Source organism: Halorussus vallis, assembly GCF_024138165.1.
Classification (GTDB): Archaea; Halobacteriota; Halobacteria; order Halobacteriales; family Haladaptataceae; genus Halorussus; species Halorussus vallis.
Genome location: NZ_CP100001.1, coordinates 156,571 through 183,061, shown reverse-complemented (window position 1 = coordinate 183,061; position 26,491 = coordinate 156,571). Strand labels below are relative to the sequence as shown.

Below are 26,491 nucleotides of genomic sequence, written 5' to 3'. Positions count from 1 at the left end.
AGTTACGTTTTGCGACAGGTCCCCGCGTAACAGCCGCTTTCGGCGTGCTTAGCCCTGAGAAACAGTTTCACACCGGCCGAGGCCCGTCGCGATTCGCCCGTCTCCGCGTCAGCCGTCGCTCGAAGGTTCAGATGGTCACTCAGATAACAGTTTCGTCCGATTGCACTCTCGTCGTCGTCACCGCTCGCCGCGGAGGACGATTCGGGCGCTGCACTCGGGGCAGTCGCCGCGACTCGCGTCGAACGTCGCGCGGCAGAACGCACAGACGTGTTCGCCGTCCCGGCCCGTAGCGGTTCCGTCCGAGTTCCGGTCGGTCCGACCCCGACCGCCGGCGTTCGCGTCCGCCGTCGTCTTGTCGCCTCTGTTCGTCGTCCGGCCGGACTCGCCGCGCTCGGCGGGGCGGCCGTCGCGTCCGTCGTCGTTCGCCGTCCGCTTCCCCGTGAGGTCGTCGAGCAAACTCATGTGACGGTCGTACCTCTGGCCGGCGTTTCCATTGTTATGGTCGTCCTGCGAACCGCGTAAGAAGGGCCTGTGGGTCGGTTCGGGACCGCTTACCCGCGGGTCGTCGGTCGGGGCCGGGCGACGACCCGGGCTACTCGCAGGGCGGCGACGGGCAGGGTGACTGCGGCCGCCGCAGGGGCGGCGGCCGCCAGCAGCAGCGCCAGCGGGTGCGAGAGCGCCAGCAAGGCCAGGACGACCGCGCTCAGGGCTATCGAACTCGCGGCCGCCGTCGCCGCAGTCGCGGCGACGGCGGCCGCGGCGGTTCGCGGTCGGCCGAGCGTCGGTGCGGCGGCGCTTCGGGTCGGTGCCGTCTCGGTACGAGACGGCGCGGGCGTGTGGTATCGCACGGTAGATTCGATAAGGTGGTGGTCGTGGTGCTGTACTGTGGCGACCGCCGGTGGTACGGCGCTCATCGAGACGGGCCGAGCGCAAGCGAGGCGCGTTGCGTCGCTCACGGGTCGTGCCGACCCGCTCGCGTCGTCCGAGGTCCGGTCGGCTTTCGCCTCCCGAACCTCGCTGTTCGCGGTTTCACTGCTCACTTATTCGAGACTCGCGCGGAGCGCTTCACGCTCCTCGCGAACCTCGCTGCTCGCGGCTCCGCCGCTCGCGTCGTCCGAGGTCCGGTCGGCTTTCGCCTCCCGAACCTCGCTAATCGATCGGACGCCGAACTGGTCGGCGACCGTCTCGCGGACGGCGGCGCGTTCGTCGTCGACGGACTCGTCGAGGCGAACCGTCAGGCGGACGGTGGCGTCCACCTGGAGGTCGTTCAGCGTCGGCTTGACGCCGCGGACGGCGGCGACTTCCGTGCGTTCGACCGCGGCGCTCCGGCGGAGCACGGCCGTGATGCCGTCCTGTAGCGTGCCGTCGCGGCCGCGCGGGACTTCGAGTTCGAGGTCGGCGGTCACGTGGATGGTTCGTGCGTGGATTCGTTCGTTCATGGTCGTCCTCCCTCCCGACGGGCGTTCGCCCGGCGCCGCGAGGCGGCGCTGTCGGGGCATGGATGTCTCTGTCCGTCGAATCCGACCGACGGAACGGCGATTCGGCTCCGGGCGTACGTGCGGCGGTCTAGGCGAGAATCCGGCGACCTCCCCGACCGACGCACGCTGGCCGCTTCCGTGAGGTGAGTGTCACGAGAAGCGGGCCAACCCGGCGCACTTGCGAGCGGGCGTCCGAAGGTCGTTCCCTCGGGGGCCGCGTTCGCAGTCGCCTACGCGGTCGGGGTGGTCCGAACTGGGCCATACGCGGTGTGCCGCGCATTGCCCACGGTGCCCACCGTTCCAATGTCCCCGGCGGACATCGGAATGCCGGACGCGCCGCTGTCGGCGAAAGTGCCAACGGCGGCCGGCGTCCAGTGAAGTGGGCTTTTCATCGGGTAACCTCCGGCCCGGACGGTCCGGGCCATCGACGTGTCAAATCGTTCAGGGGGTAGTATATTAAAGTTGTTTGAGCGATGGTAACGAATGACGAGCTTCGTCGGGCGAGGTGTGCGGCGACGCCGCCGGAACTGACGCGAACGTTTATGTTTGTTACTGTCTAACACATACGTTGGAAGTGATTCGTGTGGCGGTATCGACGTATCTGGCGAGTACGCTCGTGACCGGCCTACTGTTGATAGCGGTCTGGCTCTTCGTGGGCCGCATTGAGGATTGGCGTCGCGACGCCGCCGACGTGACCGCACCGCGGACGGAACACCCGGCGCGACTGACCGAGTCGCCCGCGGTCTGGACCGCAGGGTTCCTCTTCCTCGTGGTCGCCGTCGGCGGCGGCGCGGTGGCGCTCATCAGCGGAGTCGTCTCGGTTTCGGCGTCGTCGTGGGTCGTCGTCGCCGGCGCGCTCGGCGCGCTCCTCGTCTGCTACCTCGTCTGGGGCGTCCGCGGCACCGTCAGGTACCGCGGCTACGGAAACGCCTTCGCGACGCTCGCCGCGGCGTGGACCGCCGGACTGCTGCTCGTGACGGCCGTCGCGATTTCGCTGGTGATGGGTGGTTGAGGTGGCGGTCGATTCGACGGCCGACCCGAACTTTCGGGTTCCCGACGGCGAGACGCCCGCCCGCTGTCCCCACTGCGGTCGGCCGTTCCGCACCGATCGACTCCGGGCGCTCCATCTCGGCGTCGACCACCCCGAGTCGGTCACCGACGACCAGCGCGAGGCCTACGAGGCCGCCCGGGAGGCCGAAGCCGACGACCTGTTCGTCTACCACTTGAAGACCGTCGCCACGCTGGTCGCGCTCTACGCGTTCCTCCTGCTCGGCTACATGGCGGTGGCGGCGATGCAGGCGTCGGGGTAGGCGAGAATCGACTCGGGCGGAGACTCAGGCCGGGTCGAACGCGCACGCCCGGTCCGCGTCGGACCCCCGCGTCACGGTCAGCAGTGCCCCGTCGGCGACGGTCAGTCCGCCGGTCGGCCTGCCCGGGAGGTCGCGTTTCCACCGGGGCTTCGGTCCGTCGCGGAAGGGACCGTCGCCTCCGTCGAGAGGGTAGGCGACGATGTAGCCGCCCGTCGAGTCCTCGTTATCGCCGCCGACGTAGAAGGTGTCGCCCGCCGCGGCCGGCGCACAACTGGCGCCGCCGGACCGCGACCACTGCTTCTCGCCGTCCCGGAGTCCGATGCTCGCCGTCGAGGAGAGGTTCGTCCCGACGAGGCGGGACCGGGCGGCCGCGAAGTCGTTGGCCGTGAACTCGGCGCGCCACCGGTTCGTTCCGGCGTGGGCACCGTTCCGGAGGCGGTAGACGTAGTCGCCGAACACCGAAACCAGGACCGACCCGCCGTCCTCGACCGCGATGTCCTGGACGCCGCCCGCGACGCGGCGGCGCCAGAGCGGATAGAACGCGTCGCCGTCGTCGTGGAACTCGTAGACCTCGCCGCCGTTCGTGCCGACGACGACCGTCACCCGGCCCGCGGCGAGTGCGGTGACCTGACCGACGGCGTCGTAGGTGCGCTCGACGGTGCCGTCGGCGGCTCTCAGAACGTACACTCGACCGGTAGTGTCGCCGACGTAGACGCGCTCTCCGTTTCGACTCGGGACGACTTCGGCCTTCACCCGCCCGCGGGTTTCGACCGACCACCGAACGTCGCCCGACTCGGCGTCGAGCGCCCGGAGGCCGCGTTCGTCGGCGAACCCGGCGTAGACGGTCCCGTCGACCACCGTCGGCGAACGCGCCCACGACTGGTCGGAGGGCGAGAACGACCAGCGCCGGTCGCCGGACGCGACGTCGAGTGCGACGAGGCCGTCTATCGCCGGCACGAAGACGGTTCCATCGGCGACGACGGGCCGGTCGTTCGCACCCGGGATTTCTACCGTCCAGCGCTCCGTGACGCCGGTCCGCGGTGCGACCGCGTCGGGACTGTATGCGCTCGACCAGCGGTCGTAGTCGGGGAACCGCCACTCGGTCGCGTCGTCGGTACCGGGCGAGAACGACGATTTGGTGTCGACGCGGCCCGCACAGCCCGCGAGGGCTCCGGAGCAGGCGGCGGTGACGGCGAGGAACCGTCGTCGTGAGGAGGGCATCAGACGGAGGATTCCCTCGAAGAAGCAAAATCTTTGTGACACGCCGGGGCTGAATCCGGGACGATGCCGACGGTCGCGGGCCGGCTGAGGACCGCCGGTTCGGCCCCTCAGAGTATCGAATACGCCGCCGCCGTCGTCAGTGCCAGCGCGGCGAGCAATCCGGTCGCCATCACGAACGACACCGACCGGGGCTCCCAGCGGAGGTGCTGGTAGTAGACCGCCACGAGCAGCGCCTTGGCGAACGACAGCGCGATGATGACGGCGAAGGCGACGTCGTACGCCAGCCTCGCCGACTCGACGAGGAACTGGGCGGTCGCCATGACGAACAGCGCGACGTAGATTCCGACGTACAGTTTGAACCGTGACATGGTTGGGTGTTGGCGTTTTTCGGAACTCGCGATCAGAGGATGTAGAACAGCGGGAACAGGAACAACCACACGATGTCGACGAAGTGCCAGTAGAGGCCGAAGTACTCTATCGGCCGGTCGTCGTCGAGGTAGGCACCGTTCCACGCCCGCGCGAGGAGGTAGAGCGTGACGATAAGCCCCGCGATGACGTGCAGGCCGTGGAGCCCCGTCGTGAGGTAGAACGTCGAGGACGCGACGTTGGTGCCGACGTCCCACCCGTGGGGGAACGCCTCGGTGTGGACGTGGAACAGGTGGAGCCACTCCAGGGCCTTGTTGACGAGGAAGGCGACGCCGAGCCCGAAAGTGAGTCCGAGCGACCCGATCAGCCCCCACCGGCTCCCTCGCTCGGCGGCGACGAGCGCGAGCACGACGCTGAAACTGCTGGTGAGCAGGATGTAGGTGTTGACTAGGCCCGGGAACGGCACGTGGGCCGCCGGAATCAGGTGGTGCCAGTCGGTCCAGCCCTCGGCGACACGGATGAACGCGTAGGAGCCGATGAACGCGCCGAACAGCACCACGTCCGACGCGAGGAACAGCCACATGCCGAGCTTCCCGTTCTCGACCGCCTCGAACGGCCAGCTCTCGCCGAACGGCCCCGACGGGCCGACGAACCGCTCGCGACCCATCGCCACCAGCGCCGCCAGGACGACGACGAGGCCGCCGACCGACAGGCCGACGTACGCCGCGCCTTCGAGTCCCGACGGGAAACTGGCGTTCTGCATCCCCGAGAGGCCCAGCAGGGTGAGGAACGACCCGACGCCGACGACGAACGGCCAGACGCTGGCGTGGCTCTCCGCTTCGTGGTGGCCGTCGTGGTCGCGAGGTTCGGCCGCGAACTCCCGGCTCGCCTGGACCGCACCACCGTCGGTCGAGGTGCCGCCGTCGGCGACTTCGACGTCCGGACGCTCGCCGCCTTCGAGTGCGCGGTCGGTTCCCGGCCGGAGGAACTTCAGCGCGCCGCTGGTGAACGTCGGCCTGCCGGGGAAGTTCTCCAGGGGCGGCGGCGAGGGAATCGCCCACTCGACCGTCCGGGAGTACTTCCAGGGGTTGTCGCCGGCCTCCTCGCCGACTTTGAGGCTCTTGGCGAGGTTGTAGAACATCACGAGGAGCGAGAGGCCGAGCACGAACCCGCCGACGGTGGCTAGCTGGTGGAGCGGGACGAATGCCTCGGGGTAGGTGAAGTCCCGGCGGGGCGTCTCCCAGGCGACGAACATCGGGAAGTACAGCAGGTTGAACCCGACGAAGTACAGCGCGAAGTGGACCCGCCCGAGGAACTCGTCGTACATTTTGCCGGTCATCTTCGGGTACCAGTAGTAGAGGCCGCCGACCAGCGCGGTGACCCCGCCGACCATCACGTAGTGGAAGTGCGCGACCACCCAGTAGGTGCCCCGGAACTCGTAGTCGAGCACGACCGCGCCGAGGAACACGCCCGTGATGCCGCCGATGATGAACAGTACCAGCGCGCCGAACGAGAACAGGAACGGCGTGGTGAACCGCACCCGGCCCTTGACGGTGGTGTAGATGAGCGCGAACACCATCAGGTCGAACGGCAGCGAGATGCCGATGGTGGTCGCCATGAACAGCGTCTTGACCTCGAGGTTGATGGAGGTCAGGAACATGTGGTGCATCCAGACCAGGAAGCTCTGGAGCGCGACCAGCACCATCGCGGCGATGAACCACTTGCGCCCGACCAACTGGCGGCCGGTGAACGTCTGGAAGCACTCGGCCATCACGCCCAGCGCCGGGAAGAAGACGATGTACACCTCGGGGTGGCCGAAGAACCAGAAGAGGTGCGCCCACAGCAGCGACCCGGCGTGGCCGGTCGCCGCGAAGTACTGGGTGCCGAGCAGGCGGTCCGAGGACAGTATCATCAGCGCCGCCAGCAGCGCCGCGAACGCGAACAGCATCATCCAGGTCGTCAGCAGGATGGTCCAGGTGAAAAGCGGCATCCGCCGGAGCGTCAACCCCTCCGCGCGCATCCGGTGCATCGTCGTGAGGAAGTTCACCGACCCGACCGTCACCGACGCGACGAACAGCACGAGCGCCAGCACCGCCGTGCTCGCCCCGATGTCGGGGGTGTACACCGGCAGGTTCAGCGGCGCGTACATCGTCCACCCGCCGGCGAAAGTGCCGCCCTGGAAGAACGAGAGGCCGAGCAACAGGCCCGAGAAGAGGTAGAGCCAGTACGACAGCGCGTTCAGTCGCGGGAATGCCAGGTCCTTCGCGCCGATCTGGAGCGGGACGACGTAGTTGGCGAAGCCGAACGCGAACGGCGAGAGGAACCAGAAGATCATGATGAGGCCGTGGGCCGAAACCGCCTGGTTGTACCCCATCGGGCCGAGGATGCCCTCGCCGGGGGTCCAGAGTTGTACCCGCAACAGCAGCGCCAGTACGCCGCCGAACACCAGGAAGAACAGCGCGGTCACGGTGTAGAGGATGCCGACGTCCTTGTGGTTGGTCGTGACCAGCCAGCGCTTGAGGCTGTCGGCGGCGGGCAGACCGTGGTGGTCCTCGTCCGCGCCGTGGCCGACGTCGGCGGTGCCACCGTCGGAACGAAGGTCGTCGTCCGTCGGTTTCTCGGTCATCCGACCACCTCCCCGCGAACGGCGGACGCGTTCGCTCCGCCGGCAGAGCTACTGGAGTTGTTCGCCGTGCTGGCGTACCACCGGTCGAACGCCGACGGCTCCATCACCACGACGTCGGCGGTCATGTAGGAGTGACCCGCCCCGCAGAGTTCGAAGCACCGCGCCTCGTAGGTGCCGGTTTCTTCGCCGGTGAACCACGTGTCTGTCCACTGACCGGGAATCGCGTCGGTCTTCACCCGTAAACCGGGGACGCCGAACGTGTGGAACACGTCCTCGGAGGTGACCCGCAGGTTGACCGTCTCGTTGGCGGGCACTCGTAGCGTGCCCGTGGTCGTGTGGTTGTTCGGATAGACGAACTCCCAGCCGAACCGGTAGCCGCGCACCTCCACTTCGAACTCGTCGCCGTCCTCGGATGCGGCGTTGCCCTCGACGTACAGTAACGTTCCGTACGTCCAGAGGATGAGCGAGACGACGATGACCGTACTCAACCCGAACGAGACGAACAGTTTCCGGCCGCCCCCGCTCTCGGAGGGGAGTTGGCCCGGTCGCGAAGCCTGGACGTCGCCGCGCCCGCCCTCCTCGCGATACTTGTACGCGCTGTACACCATGTAACTGACGACGACGACTCCGACGAGCGTCCCCAGCACCAGGAACACCGTGAAAATCTGTCGGAAAACTACCACTCTCGACCCCGTCGGAATCAGACCGTCGGGACCGACCATCTGCGTCGCGACGCCGGCCGAGAGCGTGCCCGGCGGTACCATGATAAATGTCACCAACGTGCATTGACTTATCAGTTTCGTCGGTTCAGAGCCTCAGGAACCTTTTTGATTCTAGAAGTGGTAACATCTAACATGGATGGGGAAGAGAGAGACTTGGGCTCGGACATCGCCGTCAACGACCACGAAACCGCGGCGGCCGACCCCGACTTCGACAACCTCGCCGGCATCGTCACCGACGGACTCATCGGCGCGGTCGGCGGCCTGGTCGGGACCGGTGCGCTCACGGTGGGACTGCTCGTCGCGACGTCGCTGGGCGCGTTCGACCTCAATTCGTTCGCAGAACTCGCCGAACTGACCGGACTCGACGCGCTGATGGCGACGAACCCGGCGGCCGTCGGCTATATCTTGTTCCTGCTGACGGGGATGGTGATGTGGCCGCTCCTGTTCGCGTCGATCGGGTCGTACCTTCCGGGGAAGAAGTACGCGACGAAGGGACTGCCGTTCGGCGCCGTCCTCTGGACGGGATTCGTCCTCGCGTTCTACGAAGGCTACGTCGGCGTCGCCCTGGTGCTGTACGTCGTGCTGACGTTCATCGCCCACCTGTCGTACGGTTTCACGCTCGGGGCCGTCTTCGACTACCTCGGCGACCGCCCGGAGTCGCTGGTCTGACCCGCGGTCTGGGCCGGCGCGACGGAGAGGGAGATGTGAGACGACCCGGGTCGGGCCGCCGAGCGAGAAACCGACCGGCGCGGGTGGACGACGGGTGTAGAACCGACGGCGGGAGGCGCGATAACGTGTCGGTCGACTGGCCACTCTACGCTCCGTCTCGTCCGCGAGCTTCTTTTAAAGAGGCCCGCAACGTATATAGGGCGTTTCGACTTATTGAAAGAGGGAATGGGCCGGGGACTGGTCAGCGAAACCGACGACGAGAGCGAGAGCGACGGGGAGCGTCCGACGGCGGGAAAGGTCGCCGTTCCGGCTATCGACGTAGCGAGCAGTACGGCCTGCTTGCGGTCGCTCGGCCGACGGGGCATCGGAACCGTCGCCTTCTCCGAACGGACGAGTCCGCCCGGATTCAGTTCCAAGTACTGCGACGAGGCGGTTTCTGTCCCCGACCCGACGAACGACCTGGGGGCTTACGAGGACGCGCTCCTCGACCTCGCTCGACGTGACGACGTCGCGACGATAATCCCGCTCCGCGAGGCCGACGTCTACGTGCTGGCCCGGAACAAGGAGACGCTCGCCGACTCCATCCGCACGCCCTGGCCGTCGCTCTCCACGCTCCGGCGGGTCCAGGACCGGGTCGAACTCTTCGACGCCGCGGAGGCCGCCGGCGTCTCGACGCCGATTACGGAAACCCTCGACGACTGGGAGTTCTCCGCCGACCACACCATCGCGAAACCCCGGTACACGGTGCACGCGACCGAGTACTTCCCGGAGTTCGAGACGAATCGTGTCGAAGGCCACTCGACGGTCTACCTCCCGGCTGGCGACGACCCCGACCGCGAGAAGTTGGTCGCCGAGATGGGCCACGTGCCCCTGATACAGGAGTACGTCCCGACCGCCGACGAGTACGCGTTCATCGCGCTGTACGACCGCGGCGACCCCGTCGCGACGTTCCAGCACCGCCAGCGACGGGGACTGAAGTACTGCGGGGGTCCGAGCGCCTACCGCGAGACGGTCGACATCCCCGCCCTCGAAACCGCGGGGCTCGCGCTGCTGGACGAGTTGGACTGGCACGGCCTGGCGATGGTCGAGTTCCTGCGCGACCCCGACACCGGCGAGTTCGAACTCATGGAGGTCAACCCCAGAATCTGGTCGTCGCTTCCCTTCACCGTCCAGGCCGGCGTCGACTTCCCCTACCTCTACTGGTCGCTCGCAACCGACCGACCGATCGAGGGACCGATCGAGTACGAGGTGGGAACGGCGGGCCACCTCTTGCGTGGTGAACTCCTCCACCTGCTCAGCATCGAGTTCGAGGACTATCCCCTCGTCGAACGACCTTCCCTCGCCGGAACCGCGTTCGACATCGCCGCGTCGCTCGCTCGCCACCCCCGCTTCGACTACCTCGACCTCTCGGACCCCGGCCCGTTTATCCGCGACTGGCGGAACGCGCTCGGCCAGGTTCGAGGTATCGTCTCCTGACTCGGCGCGGTCCATCGTCGGTTCTCGGACGTTCCGTGCGGCCATCTTCCAGAACCCGGAGCACCGTCTTCGCCGTCTTTCGGTCGTCTTAGCTTCGAAATCGATGTCGAAGTCGAGATACCGCCGGCCCCGTGAACGAGCCCAGAGACAGCTCCGTGCCTCAGGAACTCTAGCCAGATTCCATATCGCTCTATGGAGTTTACGCGTCTACGCCGCTTCATTCGTGGGTCTGACAGGCCACAGCGGACCGTTAGTTCCACGAAACAGTAAGTACTAAGACACGTCGGCCGAGAGTGCCGAATATGGCCGCTGCGAAACCGGTATCTCGAAACGCGAGTCGCCTCCTCCCTCCTTCTCCCCGAAGAACGGCCGACCGCCGGCGTAAGGCGCCGGCGGTCGGCCGACGCCCGAACCGCTCGCCGGGGGGGTCGACGTGACGGCGACCGACTCGACCGCCGACGCCGACCCCTTCGCCGACGTCCGGTGGACGACCTGCTCGCTGGCCGACTTCCGAGCGCTGTACTGGGACGAGATCGCCCCGCGTCTCGCCGCCGACGGTCGGGACCCCGAAACCGACCGACCGACTCACCGGTGGTTCCGCGAGCGCGGCCTCCGGTCGTTCCTCGCGGCGCTCCGTCGCCACCACGACCGCTCTCTCGGAGATTTCTGGCGGGAGGACCTCGGACTCGGCGGCGAGGAGGGATACGAGTGGGCGACCGACCACGACCGCACCCGCGAGGCGCTGGAGACGTTCCTCGACCGTCGCCGGACCCGTCACGCGCTCAGCGAGTCGTCCATCGAAACCAAGCGCCGCCGGTTGAACCTCTACGTGCGCGCGTACCGCGAGGCCAACGGGACCGACGAACTCCTCGCGCCGGTCGCCCGCGACGCCGACGTGCCGACCTACGAAGCGGTCGACGCCTGCTACGCCGCGTTCGACTGGCTCAACGCCCGGGACTACGGCGCGCGGACGAAGATTCGCGTCCGGGGCGTCGTCGACGCCTGGTACCAGCACCTCGTCGGTCGCCGCCTCGCGGCGGTCAACCCCGCGACCGGCCTCTACGACGAGTTCAAGTGGCAGGTCGAGGACACGGACCCCTCGCCGCTGTCGGCCGCCCACGTGCGGGCGCTCGTCCGGGCCGCCGAGTCGACCCGCGAACGCCTCCTGGTCGTGGCGCTCGCCGGGTGGGGCCTCCGCGCAAACGAGGTCGCCGCCCTCCACGTCTCGCAGGTGGTCCGCGACGTGGCCGACGACGAAGTGCCCTACCTCGCCTTCGAGGAGCGCAAGAACGGACCGGGCGAGGTGAACGTCCTCTACGGCCTCGACGCGCTGGACGCTCGGCTCGCGGAACTCGCCGAGCGCGACGACTGGCAGGGGTACCTCTTCCCGTCGGCGCAGGGCGAGGACCCGCACGTCACCCGCGAGCGCATTTGGGCGTGGTTCCGCGACCTCGCCGACCGTGCGGGCCTACCCCAGGACATCGACGGCGAGCGGCCGAGTCCGCAGCTCTGCCGGCGATACTGGTACGACACCTACACCTCGGTCCTCGGCGCAGTGCTCGACGGCTTGGAGGACATCGCCGCCGAACAGGGCAGCGACGACCCGCAGGTCGTGATGACCAACTACCTCTCGGACGAGCGCGCCCGCCGGGTCCGACGGGAGTTCATGCGGGCGGAACTCGCCGAGGCGTTCGATGGAGCGGACTGACGGGTTTCAACGCTCTCCGGCGACAGATGCTCGAGCAGTAATTTCGTAGTAAACCTTGTGGCGCGATATCCATCTACCGCCCAGTCGTTGCGAATATGAGATGTTCGTCACACCAATCGTCCCTCCCTATCCCCCAAACCTCACCGAAAACACAGCTGTGAACGTGACGCTACCGGGGTGCGCTGAACAACGAACTAGCAAACACTCCCGTCCAGTTTCGCTGCCCCCGTTTCGTTTATCTCTACTCTGTGACGGTAACAACCTCCGGCTCTCCACTCCTTCGTCGAAGTTCGTCCATTGACGGAGAATTCGACGGTGTAGACGCCGTATTTCACGATATCCGTCAACTCGGTCCGAGAGTGAGGCCCGACTGTCCGTTCCCACGTGTACACCTCCTTCCCGTCTTTCAGAATCCGAATCGAAACGTGATGTTCTTCGTCATCGGTATTTTCTACGGGTAAGTCGTTCGCCTCTTTGTCGTGCGACTCTGCGGTGGGAGTCCGCGTCCTGGTTCGTAAACTGGTGGAGGGAAGCCGGCTTGCACATTCACTTCCAACACTACCAGCGAGAAGCGCGAAAAACTGCCGACGATTCATATCCTCCGTTCGAATGTTTGACGTATATCATTTCCGTGCCGCGAGGTTAGCGAACGTGACTTCTGGCAAAGTCCCGTTCTCCGGAACGACTGGTCGACCCTGAAATCAGGCACGTACTAGTTTCGAAGGAGTCCTCTACTCCGCGGTCTGCGTCATCAGAACGCTATTGCGTTATCAGCACAGACTGTAATTTAGTATGAGTGTGAGTTCGTTGCGCGCTGACGGGTGGCAGGACGTTGCTGCGCTCGTCGTGATGGCGACGGTGGCGGTGTTCTTCTGGTACACGCACGATTTGTACCTGAACTGGCTAGTCCTCGTCGCCGGCATCGCTGCGGGTCTGGTCGTGAACGTCGTATCCGATTTCGCAGCCGACCGCCCCGTGGCCGGCTTTCTGCCCGCGATGCTGTTCGTGGTCGTCACGACCGCGGCGATTATGATTAAATCGTTAGCTGCGGGGGTCGTCGCCGCGTTGACGGTTGCGACCGCGATCAAGGTACACGAAGTGTATCTGCAGTAGACGCGTTCGCCCGATTCGGAACCGGCGAGATACGACCCGGGCGGGCCGGATTCGGCCGACCGTCCGGCTATGCGCCTCTCTTCTGGTCGTCCTGCCACGACCGAACGTCGCTCCGCATGGCTCGCGGTCAGAGGGTTCCGTTGATGGCGTCCGCGACGGCCTGCCGGTCGAACAGTCGCTCCGCCTCGGGGAACTCCGGATACGGGCCGTCGTCGTACGTCTGCCACTCGCCGAACTGCTCGGGGTAGAGTTGTTTGGCCGTCATCTCCAACTGGAAGAGGTTGAGTATCGGTCCTTGGTAGCGCGCGCCTTGCGGGTGGACGCGACCGTTTTGCACCGCCGAAATCTCCGCGGCGACCGGGTCGGATTCGAGCGTCGACCGGAGTTCGGCCATGTTAGTTCCAGGCTGGAACCCCCCGAGGAACAGCAGCACGTCCGGGTCGGCCTCCAGCAGCGCCTCGAAGTCGACCACCGTCCCCGACTCGACCGTCCCGCCGAAGGCGTCGCGAGGCTCGAGCGGGCGGGTGTGAGAGGTCAGGAATCCGGGGTTGCTCGTCGTGTACGCCCAGATCTCCTTCTCGATGTCGGCCGAGGCGACCATCGCGACCGTCGGGCGTTCGCCCTTCTGCGGCAACTTCTCCTCGATGGTTCCGAGGAGCTCCGCCCGGACGCCCGCGAGCGCCTCGTAGCGCGCCTCCTCCTTGAACACCTTCGCGACCTTCTCGAACTGCTCCCACAGGCCGTAGTGCCGATACTCGTCGGCCCACTCCTTCGAGGGCTTCTGGTGGCGGTCGCTCAGAGAGTTGCCGAACCACGGCCCGATGTTCTCCGCCACCTCCTCGACGTCGGCGACGCTCCAGTTCCCGAGCCGGGTCACCCACGCCGGGTCGGCCAGGTGCACGTCGCTGTCGAGTTCGTAGAGCTACTCCTTGCTCGCCTTCCACGAGGAGTACGCCCCCGTCCAGTCGAGCGTGACCCCCGGCAGACGCGGCGTGAACTGGTTCCACAGCGCGTCGTAGTACTCGGGCGCGTGGAGCGCGTTGACGTCGTCGCCGCGGCCGAGTGCGAACGCCATCCCCGCGTGGTGGGTCAGCCGGGTGAAGACGCTCTCGGGGACCGACTCGAACTCGACTTCGCCCATCGGCGCCATCGTCACCGAGTACGGGCCGTCGGCCGCGGCGGTCGTCGTGGCGTCGGTTTCGGCTTCTGCCGCTCCGTCCGTCTCCGTCGTTTCGGGTCGCGCCGCGGATTCACCGTTGCCGGTACACCCCGCGAGCAGGCCGCCACTGAGGAGCGCGCCGCCGTACTTCACGTAGTCTCTGCGCGTCGGACCGGGTCGCCGGTCTGAATCGCCTACCATGATTTAGGCTCGCCTAAACGATACAAATTCCTTCCGATTTTTAGGCCGGCCAAAATCGGACCCGGTTGTTCGCGTCTCAGTTCGGGGCGGGCGCGGGGAGTTCGCGTCGCTTTGGCGGGCGGCGTCGGCTACTCCCGGTTCGGTGCCTCGCTGATCCGTCTCCGAACGAGTGGGCCGCCCGGCGCGCTCCCCGTGAGTCGACGCGAACGATGTGGAGATTCGGTGCGGCCGACCTACGGTTCGTCAGCCGACCGGGTGAGGTAGAAAACCGCCGAGACGAACAGCGCCCCGAACAGAACCAGCGGAACGTAGAACAAGTCGAAGGATACCGGCCCCACGTCGACGACACGCCGACCCGGACCGGCCAGCGTCACCGTCAGTACGAGCCCCGCGGCACCGACGACCGCGTTCCGCAGTTCGTAGCTTCGCATCCAGTCCATCTTCGACCTCTCTCGACGGTTGGTCGTCCGGGAGATTTGTGTCTACTGGTCGAGACGCGGTGCACTCGACTCGGAACCCGAGCGATTCACCCAAAAGAGAACGCGCCGCCCGGCCGCGGAAGTCGCGCCCGCGTTCACTCCTCGGGCGTGTCGAAGTCGTGGACCGGTTCGCCCGCCTCGTCGCTCAGAATCTGGATGGCGGCCGCGCCGCCGTCGCCCGCCGAGATGACCGCCTCCCACTTCTGGTCGCGGATCATCGACCCGACCGCGAAGGCGTTGTCGACGCTCGTGCGCATGTTGAGGTCGACGTCGACGAGGCCGCCGTCGGTCGTCTCGCAGCCGAGTTGCTCGGGGAGTTCGGTGTCGGTCCCGGTGGCGAAGATGACGTACTCGGCGTCGTACTCGTCGTCCTCGGTGGTGACGGTGAAGCCCTCGCCCGACTCCTCGACGTCGGTGACCTCCTCGCCGACCCGGAGGTCGGCGTCGAAGTTCTCGACCTGCTCGCGGGCCCGCTCCATGAACTCGCTGCCGCCGATCTCGTCGATGCCGAGGTAGTTGTAGACGTGCGCCTTGTGCATCCACGTCTCGTCGGTGTCGAAGACGACCGTGTCGAGGTCGTTCTTCGCCGTGAAGAGTCCTGCGCTCAGTCCGGCGGGACCGCCGCCGACGATTGCGACTTTCGTCATGGACGTTGGGTGTTCCGCCAGGGTTGTAAAGTTTCATGCCGCGGTGGGTTCTGCTGGAACTATCGTTCGTTCGAGTCTGCGTGATCCGTCCTGATTCGCCCGGCCCACGGCCGAAATCGGCCGCGGGCCGGGCGAGCGACACATAACCTCCGGCCCCCTATCACTACCGATGGAGAGAGACGACGACCGCGGCGCCGACTCGATGCGTCGGCTCTACGCGGAGTTCGGCCGGCCGAACGCCCGATACGGGGCGGTCGGCGTCGCCGGAACGACCCTCGCGCGGGTGCTCGGCCTGCTGCCGGCGCTCGTGGTGGGGCTGACCATCGACGCGGTGTTCCTCGGTGCGCGCCCCTACCGACTGCCGCTCGTACCAGCCGGGTGGCTCCCGAGCGACGCGACCGGCCAACTCGTGCTGTCGATAGCGATTCTCGTCGGCGCCACCGCGCTCGGCGCGGCGGCGACGTGGGTCCAGAACTGGGGGTGGAACGCGTTCGCCCAGAACGTCCAGCACGCCCTGCGGGTCGCGACCTACGAGCGCGTCCAGTCGCTCGACTTGCCGTTCTTCGAGTCGCGGCCGACCGGCGAACTCATGAGCGTGCTGAGCAACGACGTCAACCAGCTCGAATCGTTCCTGAACGACGGCGTGAGCGCGGCGCTCCGCATCGGCGTCATCGTCGTCGGCATCGGCGGCGTGATGGTCGCGCTCAACCCCCAACTCGCGCTGGTGGCGCTCCTGCCCGTCCCGGTGCTAGCGCTCTTTACCGCCCGGTTCTCCACGCGCATCCAGCCGAAGTACGGTCGGATGCGCGCGAGCGTCGGCGCGCTCAACGCCCGCCTGGAGAACAACCTCGGCGGGATGGAAACCATCCTGACCGAGAGCGCGGAAGCATACGAGATAGACCGCGTGGCTGAGGCTTCCCGGGAGTACTTCGACGCCAACTGGGACGCGATTCGGACCCGCATCACGTTCTTCCCGACCCTCTCTATCATCTCGGGGCTCGGGTTCGCGCTGACGTTCGCGGTCGGCGGCTACTGGGTGCTCGCGGGGCCGCCGCCGCTGTTCTCGGGGTCGCTGACCCCCGGCGCGTTCGTCACGTTCGTCATCTACACCCAGCAGTTCGTCTGGCCCATCGCCCAGTTCGGCCAGATCGTCAACGGCTACCAGCGGGCGACGGCGTCGAGCGAGCGGGTCTACGCCTTGCTCAACGAGCGACCGAACCTCGCCGACTCGGCCGACGCCCGCCCGCTCGACGTGACGGAGGGCGCGGTCGAGTTCGACGGCGTGACGTTCAGCTACCCGGACTTGGGCGAGGGGGAGGAAGGCGAAAAATACGAGACGGAAACCGAAGACGGCAGCGACGCCGACCCCACGCTCTCGGACGTCACCGTCCGGGCGGCGGGCGGCGAGACGGTGGGCGTGGTCGGCCCGACCGGCGCGGGTAAGTCGACCCTGCTCAAACTCCTGCTCCGGCTCTACGACCCCGACGAAGGTGCGGTTCGGGTCGACGGCACCGACGTTCGAGAGGCGACTCCGCAGAGCCTCCGGCGCGCGGTGGGCTACGTCTCCCAGGAGCCGTTCCTCTTCGACGGGATGATTCGGGAGAACATCGCCTATGGCACCTTCGAGACGACCGACGATGAGATAGAAGCGGCCGCCAGGGCGGCCGAGGCCCACGACTTCGTCCGGAATCTGCCTGAGGGATACGACACCGAGGTCGGCGAGCGCGGCGTGCGACTCTTCGGCGGCCAGCGCCAGCGCATCGCCATCGCCCGGGCGGTGCTCAAGGACCCGGCCATCCTGGTGTTCGACGAGGCGACCAGCCACGTCGACGCCGAAACCGAGGCGCTCATCCAGCGGAGCCTCGGTGCGGTGGCGGCCGACCGCACGACGTTCGTCATCGCCCACCGCCTCTCGACGGTCCGGGACGCCGACCTCATCGTGGTGTTGGACGACGGCCGCGTCGTCGAGCGGGGTACCCACGAGGAGCTACTGGCCGAGGACGGCCTCTACGCCAACCTCTGGCGGGTCCACGTCGGCGAGATGGACGCGCTCCCGCCGGCGTTTCTCGACCGGGCCGCCGACCGCGGCGCGGAGGTCGATACCGACGCGGCCGCCGACGACGCCGGCGAGTTCGAGTTCGCGCCGTGACGGCTACGCCGTACACCCGACGCGTTCGAGTGCCCGGCCGAATCCTCCGAGCGCGTTCAGCGACGTCCCTTCCGAGGCGTCGGTCGAGATTCGCAGCGCGTCGTTGGGGTTCTCGCCCGGGCACGGTCCGTACGTGGTCGAGTCTGTCGTAGCGACCGCCGTTCCGCTCACGATTGCGAGTACCACGAGCATCGCGATTCCCAGTCGAAGTACAGGCATAGGTACCATACCACATCAGGAGCGATAACTGCACGGGTCGGTCGACACCGGGGAGACAGTTCGGTTCCGACTCCTCAGAGCGAGACGCCGGGGACCGACCGACTCGCCAGCGCGTACACCGGGCCGAGGACCGCGCCGTAGACGAGGTGGGCGAATCCCATCACCAGCGTGGCGCCGAACGCGTCGACTCCGGTCGCCGGGACGAACGGCAACGGCAGGCCCGCGTCGATGCCCGCGTTCAGCCACAGCGGAAAGAGGACGCCGCCGGTCACGATGCCCAGGAACGCGCCGTACCCGACGCCGATACCGACGTAGGTCGACAGCGCGAACGACTCGCGCCGGACGACGGGACGCGAGAGAATCGCGGCGAAGAGGAGCGCGAACACGACGCTGTTCGCCAGGTGCGCGACCCACCCGCCGAGGTACGACTCCATCCCGTAGAGAGCGCCGACGAGCGGTAGCAGGTTCGTCCCGACCGAGAGCACCGCGCCCATCGCCGCCCCGGCGGCGAGTCCGGCGACGACCGCGGCCACCCACGGGTGATAGCCCGCTTCGCGAGTTTCGCCGTGGCGCACCCCCGTCGCCATAACGCCGAGGAGATACGCCGTTCGGTATCATTAGAATATCTGAAGATTTCGGACTGTGGCGGCCGCGAGACATGCCTTTTCTTCGCCACTACTTCCCCGGCGGCCTGCGGCCTCTAGAAGTCGCCCAGCGTCGTCTGGTCGCCCAGCAGCGGCCGGGCGTCCCGGTCGAAGGTGGTCCGGAGGAAGTCGGCGAACTCGGCGTCGAAGCCGTGGTGGGTGTAGACCACCTCGGGGTCGACCGCCTCGACGACCGCGGCGAGTTCGTCGAAGTCGCAGTGGTCGGTCAGCGGGAACGTCGCGTCGTAGCCCCCGCGGTAGCGGAACGACCGGTCGACCGCCCACCCCGAGAACCCCGCCTTCAGGCCGCCGTGTTTCGCGACGAGGCTCTGGACCCAATCGTGGCGGGCGAGGTGCGTGGGGAGAACCACGATCTCGTCGCCGGCGAGTTCGTCGACCTCGTCGTAGGGCGTCGCCGGAAAGGAGAGGTCGGTGGCGGACTCGATGGCGTCGTTGACGGTCCGAACCGCGCCGTGGACCACCAGCGGTCGGTTCGTCGCCTCGCGGGCGAGCGCCTGGAGCTTCTGGGCTCTGCCGAGCGAGTAGCCGAACAGGAACAGCGGCCGGTCGGGGTGGTCGGCCAGCCAGTCGCGAATCTCGGCCTGTAGCTCCGCCTCGGGCGGAAACCGGTAGGTCGGCTTGCCGTACGTCGTCTCCATCACGAGCACGTCGGCGTCTACGGGGTCGAACCCCTCTAGGTAGAGTCTGTCGCGGACCGAGAAGTCGCCGGTGTAGAGCACCCGCCGGCCCGGCGTTTCCGAATCCGGGCCGTGTTCGACCAGCGCGGCCCGCGACCCGACGACGTGGCCCGCCGGGAGGAGGGAAATCTCGTCGGTGGATTCGACGTGGTCGGGGACGCTCGTCCCGGTCCGGGCCTCGACGAGCGCGGCCGTCTCGGCCGAGCAGACGACCGTCCCGGGCGTCCGCCGGAAGGTGTGGTCGGCGTGGGCGTGGCTCAGGACGTTGACGTCGCCGACCGCGCTCCGCGCGTCGGCGACGACCCGTCGGCCGTCCCCCGCCTCGATGTGGATGCCGTCGTCGTGGTGGACCTCTCTGCTCCGTCTCTCGCCCATCCTACCGGTGTTCGGGGCCGCGAGCGTATGAGTGTCGCGCTCCGGCCCCCTGTCGGTCGCCGTCGCGCGAGCGCTTGCTCACTTCGACGTCTCGTTCCGCCGTCACGCCGACGTCTCGGCTTCACCGTCACACCGGCGTTTCCGCTGTTTCGTCCCCGCGCCGTCGCCGAACTTCACACCGGAGTTTCCGCTGTTTCCCCTCCGGGATTTCCGCTGTCTTTCGCCGGCGGGCGCGGCGGTTTCGCCGCGCCGCCGATCGGTCCGTCGTCTTCGGCGGCGGAGACGACGAACCGAATCGTCGCCGACCCGCTTTTGCTCGTTCGACCCCTACCTCCGTCGAATGCTCCGACTCCCGATTCGGCGGTGTCCGAACTGCTGGTACGTAGGGCCGACCCGGAAGTTCGCCGAGAACCGCGAAGGGGCGAACGGGGGGGACCGTGCGCGCTATCGGTGTCCGCGGTGCGGTCACGAGGTCGCCGCGCCCGACCCGAGGCTGAACTGAGTCGCTCCTGGGGGTGTGACCCGACACCGGCGTTTCCGCTGTTTTCCGGCGGCGCCGACCGACGCGCCTTTCTCCGCCGAGTCCGGACTCACGGCCATGGCGTCGCTCCGGCGGTTCCTCGTCGCGCTCGGTGTCCTCTCGCTCGCGGGCGTCGCGAGCGCCCACGACGTGACCGCGACCCGGTTCGAAGCGCCGATTCCGCTCCCGTTGCTGTTCGGCGGCGCGGGCGCGACGGTGGCGCTGACCGCGCTCTTCCTCGCGCGCTCCGAATCGGAGGGTGCGACCGACGCTCGCTCGACCGGCGCGGACGACACCCGGCGCGTTTCCGTCCCCGAATCGGCTGCGACGGTCGGCCGGACGCTCCTCCGAGTCGGGTTCCTGGCCGCGTTCGCGGGGGCGCTGTTCGTCGGCCTGACCGGTACTCGGACCTACACCGAGAACGCCGCAATCGTCTTCGTCTGGGCGCTCTGGCTGAAGGGCCTGGCCGTGCTGGCGGTGCTGGTCGGCGACCCTTGGTCGACGCTCTCGCCGTGGCGGACCCTCTACGACGCTCTCGCCCGACTCGAAGGCGAGGCGATTCGACTGCGAGCCTATCCCGACTGGCTCGGGGAGTGGCCCGCTCTGGTCGGCTTTCTCGCGGTCGTCGGCGTGCTCGAGAACCTCACGTGGGTGCCCCGGTCACCGCGCTGGACCGCGATACTGCTGGCGGGCTACGCCGCCGCGATGGTCGTGGGCGCGGTCGTGTTCGGCCGCGAGTGGCTCCGCCGGGCCGACTTCTTCGCGGTGCTCTACCGACTGTTCGGCCGGGTCGCGCCGGTGACGTGGGAGCGAACCGCTCCCGCCGGACCCGACCGCGAGGCCGCCGGAAGCGGTACTTCCATCCGCCTCACGGTCGAACTGCGACCGCCGTGGCGGGCGTGTCGCCGCCCGGTGAGCCTCCCGGTCGCGGCGTTCGTCGTCGCGGCGGTGTACACCGTCAGCTTCGACGGCTTCGCCAACACGCCCGAGTACCAGTCGCTTCTCTTCGGCGTCCGGGACGCGACCGGCCTCGGGCCGGCGGTTTCGCTGGCGCTCTACCTCGTCGGCTACGTCGGCTTTCTCGCGGCGTTCGCCGGCGTCGCCGGCGTCACTGCCCGCACCGCCGGCGGTCACGTACGGTTCGGGGACGTTGACGACCCGAACGTGGTCGAGCGCGCCGCCGACTGGCGCGGGGCGGCCCGCAACCTCGCGCCGACGCTGCTGCCCATCGCCGTCGCCTACGAACTCGCGCACAACGCCGCGTTCGTCCTGACGCGGTTCGGCGCGCTGGTCGGCCTGCTCGGCGGGCCGGAACTCGCGCCGCTATCGTGGCTCTCGCTGCCTGCGTTCTGGGCGACGCAGGTGGCGCTCATCGTCGCAGGCCACGTCGTCGCGGTCGTCGCGGCCCACGGCGTCGTGGCGGGCGAACCGGTCGAAACCGGCCGGGCGACCCTCCCGGCGATGGAACCCGGCGCGGGCGTCCGGCATGCGCCGCTGACCGTCCTGATGGTCGGCTACACCGTCCTCTCGCTGTGGATAATCTCCCGGCCGGTCGTGGCCTGAGCAGGTCGGGCGCGGCGGAATCGCCGCGCCCGACCGGCCGTTCGACGGACCTCACTGCGAATGGTCGCTGTTCGACGCGAACGGGGTGACGGTCGCCGTCTTCTGTGCGACCCAGGCGAGTCGGAGCACGAACGCGAACAGTATCGCCAGCGGGGCGAACCCGAGCGTGAACGCGACGGCGGTGACCGATGCGAGCAGCGGGTCCGAGACGCCGGTCGAGGTCGCGGCGTTGTAGATTACCAGCGCACCGCCGCTCGCGACCACGGCAGGCACGCCGACGTACAGCAGAAGCCGCGAGAGGAACGCCAGTTCCTTCTGGACGTACACCGTCTTGAAGTAGTTGCGCGCGACGTCTATCTGGAGCAGGTAGCTTTCGAGTCGGTCCAGGGTTTCGTCGACCGCGTCGTCGTCCGGCGACTCGCCGCCGGCCCGAATCGCACCGATTTCGTGGAGTTGCTCGGCGTGGTTGGTCCGGATGGTCGCGGCCACGACGGCGAATACTCCCTCTTCCGCCTCACGGTCGAGCGTGCCGTTGACGATCCGGACGTCGTCGCGGAGCGCGTCGGCGAGCGAGCGGAGGCGACTCCGCGACCCACCGTCGACGTCGTCGATTCGCTCGTCCAACCGGTCGGCCTGCTCGCCCACTTGCTCGTGGAGGAACCGGAGGAACTGGGTGGGAGCGGTCGGGCTGACGGCGGTTTCGACGGTTTCCTCCACGTCTTCGCGGTACTCGACCGACCCCTCGATTCGGTTCTGGAGGGTCCCGGGCGCTCCGAGTTCGCGCGACAGTACCAGCTGGTTTATCGAGAGCACGACGGTTATCAGCGTCAGGTCGCCGGTCAACAGCGAACTGAAGAGGAAGTAGACCGGACTCGACGGCCTCGTCGACCCGTATCCGTATCGCCAGAGGACGAGGAGGAACGCGAGGAGGACGCCTCCGACGACGACGCTCGCCACCGCCAGGCGGTCCCCTTCGAGGAGCAACCAGGACGTCGCCCCTCCGCCGGGTGCCGACGACCCGTCGGTCCCCTCGGAGTCGTCCTCCTTCTTGGAAGCGGCGTCCCTCCGGGAGTCGGCGTCCTCTGTCGGACTACCGTCTCCGGCGGTTTCGCTCATCGCTGGAGAACCGTTAGGGTACCGACGCGGAAAAGACGAACGGGCGCGGCGGTTTCGTCCGGTTCAGAGTACTTCGTCGTCGCGCCGCGATGTCGTCTCCGTCTCGTCGTCCGAAGCGGGGAAGCTATGGCCCTCCGAGCCGTATGGTAACGAATGTCTTCCTTCACCGACGCCGACCGCGAACTCGTCGAGGCGGCGACCCGAGCGATAGAGGATCGAGACGAGCGCGACCGCCACCGCGTCGGCGCGGCGGTCCGAACGGAGACGGGCGACGTGTTCGCCGGCGTCGACCTGCGGACGCCCGACGAGTCGGTCGGAGTATGCGCCGAATCCGTCGCGCTCGGGACGGCCAGACTCGCCGGCAGTGGAGCGGTCGTGGCCGTCGCGGCGGTGTCGTACCCGCGGCCGAACGAGCGACGGGAGCCCGAAATCCTCGTACCGTGCGACTCGTGTCGCGACTTACTCGTGGCGTACGGCGACAGACCCCGGGCCGTCGTCGCCGGCGACGACGGCCCGGAGGCGACGCCGATAGCCGACCTCTCGGACTCGCCGGCCGAGCGGGCCGACGGGACGGACGGCCCCGAATCCCCGGGGCGCTCGGTCGAGAACGGCTGAATCCGAACGGGTAAACCGCTCGGGCGTCTACCCGGCGGTATGCAATCGCCGGTGGAAGCGGTCGTCCTCCTCGGCGCCGGCCACGGCGCGGGCTGGGGGCCGACGATGGCGGTCCTGCTGGCGCTGGCGGGCCTGGGCTCCGCGCTCGTCCTCGCGGTGGCGCTCGCGGCGCTCCTGCGGCGGCGCTCGCGGTCGTACCTGCTGGTCACGCTCGCGCTGGCGACGCTGCTCGCCCGCACCGCCGTCGCCGCGCTCTCGTTCACCGGGACGGTCGAGGCGGGTTCGCACCACCTGTTCGAACACGGACTCGACGTGGTGATGGCTGCGCTGGTCATCGCGGCCGTCTACGACGCTCGCACGGTGCGAGCCACCGCGCGGGGTGAGCGCCCGTGAACGAGACGCGTCGCGCCATCGCCGACCACGTCAGGGAGCGCCCGGGCGTCCACTTCAGCGCGGTCGTCCGCGAAACGGACTTCGCGCCGGGTCAGGTCCAGTACCACCTCCGGCGGCTCTGCTCGGACGGCCGACTCGTCCCCGAGGAACTGTACGGCCGCACCCACTACTACCCGCCGGAGTACGACGAGTGGGAGCGCGCCGCGCTCGCGATGTTCCGCCGCGAAACCGCCCGCGACCTGCTGGCCTTCCTGCTCGACGAGGGGGAGACGGGGCCGGCGACGCTGGCCGACGAACTCGACCTCGCCCGGAGCACCGTCGAGTGGCACCTCGACAACCTCGAAGCCCAGGACCTCGTAGAGCGGCGCCGCGAGGGCAACCGCGTCCGGGTGGCACTCGCCCGACCCGAGGCCACGGCCGAACTCCTCGCGGCGGTGACGCCCTCGATGCCGGAACGGCTGGTCGACCGGTTCACGCGGCTGGTCGACGGCCTGCTGGACGAGGGCTGAACCGCGACTCGCTGGCAGAGGACGGGACCGAAGCGCACTGACGGAGGACTGAACTGCGACTCGCCTGCGCATAGTCGCCCCACGCCGGCCCGCGGTCGCGGGCCGGCGTGGGGTCGGCCGTGCGCGGGGACAAGACATTCGAGGGACCGCGCCGAACCGTCTTCCCGGAATGGGGGACCGCGAGCGACGCGACGACGGGGAGCGACGGGAGTATCGTCCGGCGGAGCCACCCTGCGACGACACAGAGCGCCGCCGGTGCGACAGGCGGACCGTCTTGGCCTCGCTGGCCGGGGCGGCGGGTGCGCTGACGTTCGGGAGTTCGTCGTCGGCGACCGCCCGCGAGTCGGCCGTGCGGCCGACTCGCGGGCAGGTGACCGCCGGACGGGCGACCGGTTCGCCGGCCTCCGACAAGCGGGTGGTCCGGCGGTTCTTCGCCGCGCTCGACGCGGGCGACTTCGACACGCTCCGCCGACTGCTCGCGCCCGACTTCGAGGCTCACTTCGTCCGCCCGCGGTTCACACTCGGGCGAGTTCGGTTCCTCCTCACGCTTTACGCGCTCCAGGAGGCCTTTCCGGACGCCCGATTCGAACTTCTTGACGTCGACGCCAGCGACGAGACGGTCGAAACCCGGTGGGTCGCGACCGGGACGTTCGAGAAACCGTTCGCCGGCCTCGACCCGACCGGCGACGTCGTGACCCTGCCCGGACGCGCCGCCTTCCGGGTCGTCGACGGGCGAATCGAGGAACTCCGGATTCGGCCGGACCTGCTCACGCTAATCGCAGAGGTCGGCCTCGGCGTGCTGACTTGACGCCTACGGACTTCGGTTCGCGCCGATTCCGGCGCCGTCGGAATCGGCGCGAGGGCGGGGGCGTCCGCGCAACCGTTTTCCGCCTCCCCGTGGTCGTCCCGGCATGCGACACGAGATCGAGTCCGGCCCCGCATACTCGCTGTTGAACGTCACGCTCGACGACGGGGAGAGCCTCCAGGCGGAGGGCGGCGCGATGGTCAGCCACGGCGAGAACGTCTCGATGGACACCAACGCCACCGGCGGTTTCCTCAAATCGCTTCGCCGGAGCGTCCTCGGCGGCGAGAGCTTCTTCCAGAACACCTTCGCGGCGTCGGGCGGCGAGGGTGAGGTGACGCTCGCGCCCGCGCTGCCCGGCGACGTGGTCCACGAGGAGCTGAGCGACGAGACGCTGTACGTCCAGTCGGGGTCGTACGTCGCTGGCGACGCCGACCTCGACGTCGACACCGAGTTCGGCGGCGCGAAGACGTTCTTCGGCAACGAAGGGCTGTTCCTCCTGCGTGTCTCGGGGAGCGGACCCCTCTTCATGTCTAGCTACGGCGCCATCAAGCCCGTCGAACTCGACGACGGCGAGCAGTACACCGTCGACACCGGCCACGTCGTCGCGTTCGAGGAGACGGCCGACTTCGCTGTGCGGCGGGTCGCCGGCCTGAAGTCGACGGTGTTCTCGGGGGAGGGCCTGGTCTGTCGGTTCACCGGCCCGGGGAAGGTCTGGCTCCAGACCCGGAGTCCGGACGCCTTCCTGGCGTGGCTCCTGCCGAAGATTCCCCGGCCGACGTACGCGAACAGTCCCTGACGAGCGTCGAACCCTCGGCCGTGTCGTAACGAATCTTCGTTTCGGGGCGGCCCGACTCGGGTCGCCCCGGCGGGTGCGTTGCGGTCGCCGTAACGAACGTTTCTGCGTCCCTCCGAACTCTGCAGTACGGTTCCGGCCGACCGCCGACGGGACGAACGGTCGATACCGCGTGAACTCGCGTGAACGACCGCGCACCGCTAAATCGCGCCGAGCGGTAGCGACCGACGAAAGAGGAGAGCAGACGTGAGCACTCAGACAGCAGACCCGACGGAGACGCGGGCGGCGTCCGTATTGGCTCGAAACTGGTGGATGCTAGCTGTTCGGGGCGTCCTCGCCATCGCGTTCGGCGCGCTGGCGTTCGTCTGGCCGGGCATCACGCTGGCGGCGCTGGTGTTGCTGTTCGGCGCGTACGCCGCGGCCGACGGCGTGTTCGCGCTCGCTGGCGCCGTCCGGGCCGCCGGGAATCGGCGGCGGTGGTGGCCGCTGTTGCTCGAGGGCCTCGCGGGCGTCGGCGCGGGCATCGTCGCGTTCGTCTGGCCCGGCATCACCGCGCTCGCGCTCCTGTACCTGGTCGCGGCGTGGGCCATCATCACCGGCGCGTTCGAACTCTACGCGGCCGTGAAGCTCCGGCGGAGCGTGAGTAACGAGTGGTTGCTCGCGCTCTCGGGCGTCGCCTCCGTCGTCTTCGGCGTGCTACTCGTGGCGCTCCCCGGCCCCGGCATCCTGACGCTCTTGTGGCTCGTGGGCGCCTACGCTATCGTGTTCGGCGTCCTGCTCGTCGCGCTCGCGTTCCGGATGCGCGGCGTCGAGTCGCCGAAGGCGACCCGAGCGCCGACGTGAGTCCGCCCGCCCGTCGTCGCGTCGACGTTTCGACGCGCGTACCAGAACCGCCTTTCACCTCCGGTCCCTAGGGT

General features: G+C 68.3%; 28 protein-coding genes and 1 pseudogene. 14 read left to right on the top strand and 15 right to left on the bottom strand.

Going from position 1 to position 26,491, the window contains the following annotated elements:
• Nucleotides 1-177 precede the first annotated feature (177 nt).
• The 3 genes from NGM07_RS21030 to NGM07_RS21020 form a co-directional block, all read right to left on the bottom strand.
• Nucleotides 178-462, bottom strand: a complete 285-nt coding sequence (locus NGM07_RS21030; RefSeq protein WP_253521022.1) for a hypothetical protein — start codon at nucleotides 460-462, stop codon at nucleotides 178-180.
• A gap of 89 nt (nucleotides 463-551) precedes the next feature.
• Nucleotides 552-1,040 carry a hypothetical protein gene (locus NGM07_RS21025; RefSeq protein ID WP_253521020.1) on the bottom strand — a complete coding sequence of 163 codons (489 nt, stop codon included), beginning with the start codon at nucleotides 1,038-1,040 and terminating at the stop codon, nucleotides 552-554.
• Nucleotides 1,041-1,439, bottom strand: coding sequence for a hypothetical protein (locus NGM07_RS21020; protein ID WP_253521018.1), 399 nt, complete (start codon nucleotides 1,437-1,439; stop codon nucleotides 1,041-1,043).
• Between the two features lie 607 nt (nucleotides 1,440-2,046).
• Here NGM07_RS21020 and NGM07_RS21015 point away from each other — a divergent pair.
• Complete coding sequence (locus tag NGM07_RS21015; RefSeq protein WP_253521016.1) at nucleotides 2,047-2,490, top strand: hypothetical protein; 444 nt, start codon at nucleotides 2,047-2,049, stop codon at nucleotides 2,488-2,490.
• 1 nt (nucleotide 2,491) lies between these two features.
• Nucleotides 2,492-2,788: a DUF7410 domain-containing protein gene (locus NGM07_RS21010; protein WP_253521015.1), complete on the top strand. Its 297-nt coding sequence runs from the start codon at nucleotides 2,492-2,494 to the stop codon at nucleotides 2,786-2,788.
• 24 nt (nucleotides 2,789-2,812) lie between these two features.
• Here NGM07_RS21010 and NGM07_RS21005 read toward each other — a convergent pair whose 3' ends face one another.
• The 4 genes from NGM07_RS21005 to coxB form a co-directional block, all read right to left on the bottom strand.
• The gene (locus NGM07_RS21005; protein ID WP_253521013.1) at nucleotides 2,813-4,009 is read right to left on the bottom strand and encodes an outer membrane protein assembly factor BamB family protein; all 1,197 of its coding nucleotides are present in this window, start codon (nucleotides 4,007-4,009) and stop codon (nucleotides 2,813-2,815) included.
• A gap of 107 nt (nucleotides 4,010-4,116) precedes the next feature.
• The gene (locus NGM07_RS21000; protein WP_253521011.1) at nucleotides 4,117-4,377 is read right to left on the bottom strand and encodes a cytochrome C oxidase subunit IV family protein; all 261 of its coding nucleotides are present in this window, start codon (nucleotides 4,375-4,377) and stop codon (nucleotides 4,117-4,119) included.
• A gap of 32 nt (nucleotides 4,378-4,409) precedes the next feature.
• Nucleotides 4,410-7,001 carry a cbb3-type cytochrome c oxidase subunit I gene (locus NGM07_RS20995; protein WP_253521009.1) on the bottom strand — a complete coding sequence of 864 codons (2,592 nt, stop codon included), beginning with the start codon at nucleotides 6,999-7,001 and terminating at the stop codon, nucleotides 4,410-4,412.
• Nucleotides 6,998-7,765 (bottom strand): cytochrome c oxidase subunit II, encoded by a 768-nt coding sequence (gene coxB, locus NGM07_RS20990; protein WP_253521005.1) that lies wholly within the window; start codon nucleotides 7,763-7,765, stop codon nucleotides 6,998-7,000. Before coxB ends, NGM07_RS20995 begins: the two co-directional genes overlap by 4 nt.
• 90 nt (nucleotides 7,766-7,855) lie before the next feature.
• Here coxB and NGM07_RS20985 point away from each other — a divergent pair, with 90 nt between their 5' ends.
• The 3 genes from NGM07_RS20985 to NGM07_RS20975 all read left to right on the top strand — a co-directional run bounded on the left by NGM07_RS20985 (nucleotide 7,856) and on the right by NGM07_RS20975 (nucleotide 11,576).
• Nucleotides 7,856-8,392: a DUF6789 family protein gene (locus NGM07_RS20985; protein WP_253521002.1), complete on the top strand. Its 537-nt coding sequence runs from the start codon at nucleotides 7,856-7,858 to the stop codon at nucleotides 8,390-8,392.
• Nucleotides 8,393-8,617: 225 nt separating this feature from the next.
• Nucleotides 8,618-9,868, top strand: coding sequence for a carboxylate--amine ligase (locus NGM07_RS20980; RefSeq protein WP_253521000.1), 1,251 nt, complete (start codon nucleotides 8,618-8,620; stop codon nucleotides 9,866-9,868).
• 433 nt (nucleotides 9,869-10,301) lie between these two features.
• Nucleotides 10,302-11,576 (top strand): tyrosine-type recombinase/integrase, encoded by a 1,275-nt coding sequence (locus tag NGM07_RS20975; RefSeq protein WP_253520998.1) that lies wholly within the window; start codon nucleotides 10,302-10,304, stop codon nucleotides 11,574-11,576.
• 194 nt (nucleotides 11,577-11,770) lie between these two features.
• Here the strand turns inward: NGM07_RS20975 and NGM07_RS25620 are convergent, their stop codons facing one another.
• Nucleotides 11,771-12,172, bottom strand: a complete 402-nt coding sequence (locus tag NGM07_RS25620) for an Ig-like domain-containing protein (RefSeq protein ID WP_497007271.1) — start codon at nucleotides 12,170-12,172, stop codon at nucleotides 11,771-11,773.
• A gap of 196 nt (nucleotides 12,173-12,368) precedes the next feature.
• Here NGM07_RS25620 and NGM07_RS20970 point away from each other — a divergent pair, with 196 nt between their 5' ends.
• Nucleotides 12,369-12,689, top strand: a complete 321-nt coding sequence (locus tag NGM07_RS20970) for a hypothetical protein (RefSeq protein WP_253520996.1) — start codon at nucleotides 12,369-12,371, stop codon at nucleotides 12,687-12,689.
• A gap of 127 nt (nucleotides 12,690-12,816) precedes the next feature.
• Here the strand turns inward: NGM07_RS20970 and NGM07_RS20965 are convergent.
• The 3 genes and pseudogenes from NGM07_RS20965 to NGM07_RS20955 all read right to left on the bottom strand — a co-directional run bounded on the left by NGM07_RS20965 (nucleotide 12,817) and on the right by NGM07_RS20955 (nucleotide 15,175).
• Nucleotides 12,817-14,049: pseudogene (locus NGM07_RS20965) on the bottom strand (ABC transporter substrate-binding protein).
• 233 nt (nucleotides 14,050-14,282) lie between these two features.
• Nucleotides 14,283-14,489 (bottom strand): hypothetical protein, encoded by a 207-nt coding sequence (locus NGM07_RS20960; protein WP_253520994.1) that lies wholly within the window; start codon nucleotides 14,487-14,489, stop codon nucleotides 14,283-14,285.
• A gap of 134 nt (nucleotides 14,490-14,623) precedes the next feature.
• A complete protein-coding gene (locus NGM07_RS20955) occupies nucleotides 14,624-15,175 on the bottom strand; it encodes an FAD-dependent oxidoreductase (RefSeq protein WP_253520992.1) in 552 nt (183 codons plus the stop codon).
• Nucleotides 15,176-15,344: 169 nt separating this feature from the next.
• On the opposite strand from NGM07_RS20955, the gene NGM07_RS20950 reads away from it, so the two are divergent.
• Nucleotides 15,345-17,324: an ABC transporter ATP-binding protein gene (locus NGM07_RS20950; RefSeq protein WP_253520991.1), complete on the top strand. Its 1,980-nt coding sequence runs from the start codon at nucleotides 15,345-15,347 to the stop codon at nucleotides 17,322-17,324.
• 3 nt (nucleotides 17,325-17,327) lie between these two features.
• Here the strand turns inward: NGM07_RS20950 and NGM07_RS20945 are convergent, their stop codons facing one another.
• The 3 genes from NGM07_RS20945 to NGM07_RS20935 all read right to left on the bottom strand — a co-directional run bounded on the left by NGM07_RS20945 (nucleotide 17,328) and on the right by NGM07_RS20935 (nucleotide 19,260).
• Nucleotides 17,328-17,543 (bottom strand): hypothetical protein, encoded by a 216-nt coding sequence (locus NGM07_RS20945; protein ID WP_253520989.1) that lies wholly within the window; start codon nucleotides 17,541-17,543, stop codon nucleotides 17,328-17,330.
• A 74-nt stretch (nucleotides 17,544-17,617) separates the two neighbouring features.
• Complete coding sequence (locus NGM07_RS20940; RefSeq protein ID WP_253520988.1) at nucleotides 17,618-18,130, bottom strand: hypothetical protein; 513 nt, start codon at nucleotides 18,128-18,130, stop codon at nucleotides 17,618-17,620.
• A gap of 113 nt (nucleotides 18,131-18,243) precedes the next feature.
• Nucleotides 18,244-19,260, bottom strand: coding sequence for an MBL fold metallo-hydrolase (locus NGM07_RS20935; RefSeq protein ID WP_253520986.1), 1,017 nt, complete (start codon nucleotides 19,258-19,260; stop codon nucleotides 18,244-18,246).
• A 598-nt stretch (nucleotides 19,261-19,858) separates the two neighbouring features.
• On the opposite strand from NGM07_RS20935, the gene NGM07_RS20930 reads away from it, so the two are divergent.
• Entirely contained in the window at nucleotides 19,859-21,343 is a 1,485-nt protein-coding gene (locus NGM07_RS20930) for a hypothetical protein (protein WP_253520985.1), read from the top strand.
• A gap of 51 nt (nucleotides 21,344-21,394) precedes the next feature.
• Here NGM07_RS20930 and NGM07_RS20925 read toward each other — a convergent pair whose 3' ends face one another.
• Nucleotides 21,395-22,459, bottom strand: coding sequence for a DUF7972 family membrane protein (locus tag NGM07_RS20925; RefSeq protein WP_253520983.1), 1,065 nt, complete (start codon nucleotides 22,457-22,459; stop codon nucleotides 21,395-21,397).
• A gap of 153 nt (nucleotides 22,460-22,612) precedes the next feature.
• Between NGM07_RS20925 and NGM07_RS20920 the strand changes: the two genes are divergently transcribed.
• The 6 genes from NGM07_RS20920 to NGM07_RS20895 all read left to right on the top strand — a co-directional run bounded on the left by NGM07_RS20920 (nucleotide 22,613) and on the right by NGM07_RS20895 (nucleotide 26,417).
• Nucleotides 22,613-23,074 carry a cytidine/deoxycytidylate deaminase family protein gene (locus NGM07_RS20920; RefSeq protein WP_253520981.1) on the top strand — a complete coding sequence of 154 codons (462 nt, stop codon included), beginning with the start codon at nucleotides 22,613-22,615 and terminating at the stop codon, nucleotides 23,072-23,074.
• A gap of 39 nt (nucleotides 23,075-23,113) precedes the next feature.
• Nucleotides 23,114-23,467 carry a DUF7471 family protein gene (locus NGM07_RS20915; protein ID WP_253520979.1) on the top strand — a complete coding sequence of 118 codons (354 nt, stop codon included), beginning with the start codon at nucleotides 23,114-23,116 and terminating at the stop codon, nucleotides 23,465-23,467.
• Complete coding sequence (locus NGM07_RS20910) at nucleotides 23,464-23,976, top strand: winged helix-turn-helix transcriptional regulator (RefSeq protein ID WP_253520977.1); 513 nt, start codon at nucleotides 23,464-23,466, stop codon at nucleotides 23,974-23,976. The genes NGM07_RS20915 and NGM07_RS20910 overlap by 4 nt, the downstream gene beginning before the upstream one ends.
• Before the next feature lie 169 nt (nucleotides 23,977-24,145).
• Nucleotides 24,146-24,784 (top strand): ester cyclase, encoded by a 639-nt coding sequence (locus tag NGM07_RS20905; protein ID WP_253520975.1) that lies wholly within the window; start codon nucleotides 24,146-24,148, stop codon nucleotides 24,782-24,784.
• Nucleotides 24,785-24,887: 103 nt separating this feature from the next.
• Nucleotides 24,888-25,577 carry a TIGR00266 family protein gene (locus tag NGM07_RS20900; RefSeq protein WP_253520974.1) on the top strand — a complete coding sequence of 230 codons (690 nt, stop codon included), beginning with the start codon at nucleotides 24,888-24,890 and terminating at the stop codon, nucleotides 25,575-25,577.
• A 243-nt stretch (nucleotides 25,578-25,820) separates the two neighbouring features.
• Nucleotides 25,821-26,417: an HdeD family acid-resistance protein gene (locus tag NGM07_RS20895; RefSeq protein ID WP_253520972.1), complete on the top strand. Its 597-nt coding sequence runs from the start codon at nucleotides 25,821-25,823 to the stop codon at nucleotides 26,415-26,417.
• The last annotated feature ends 74 nt before the right edge of the window (nucleotides 26,418-26,491 follow it).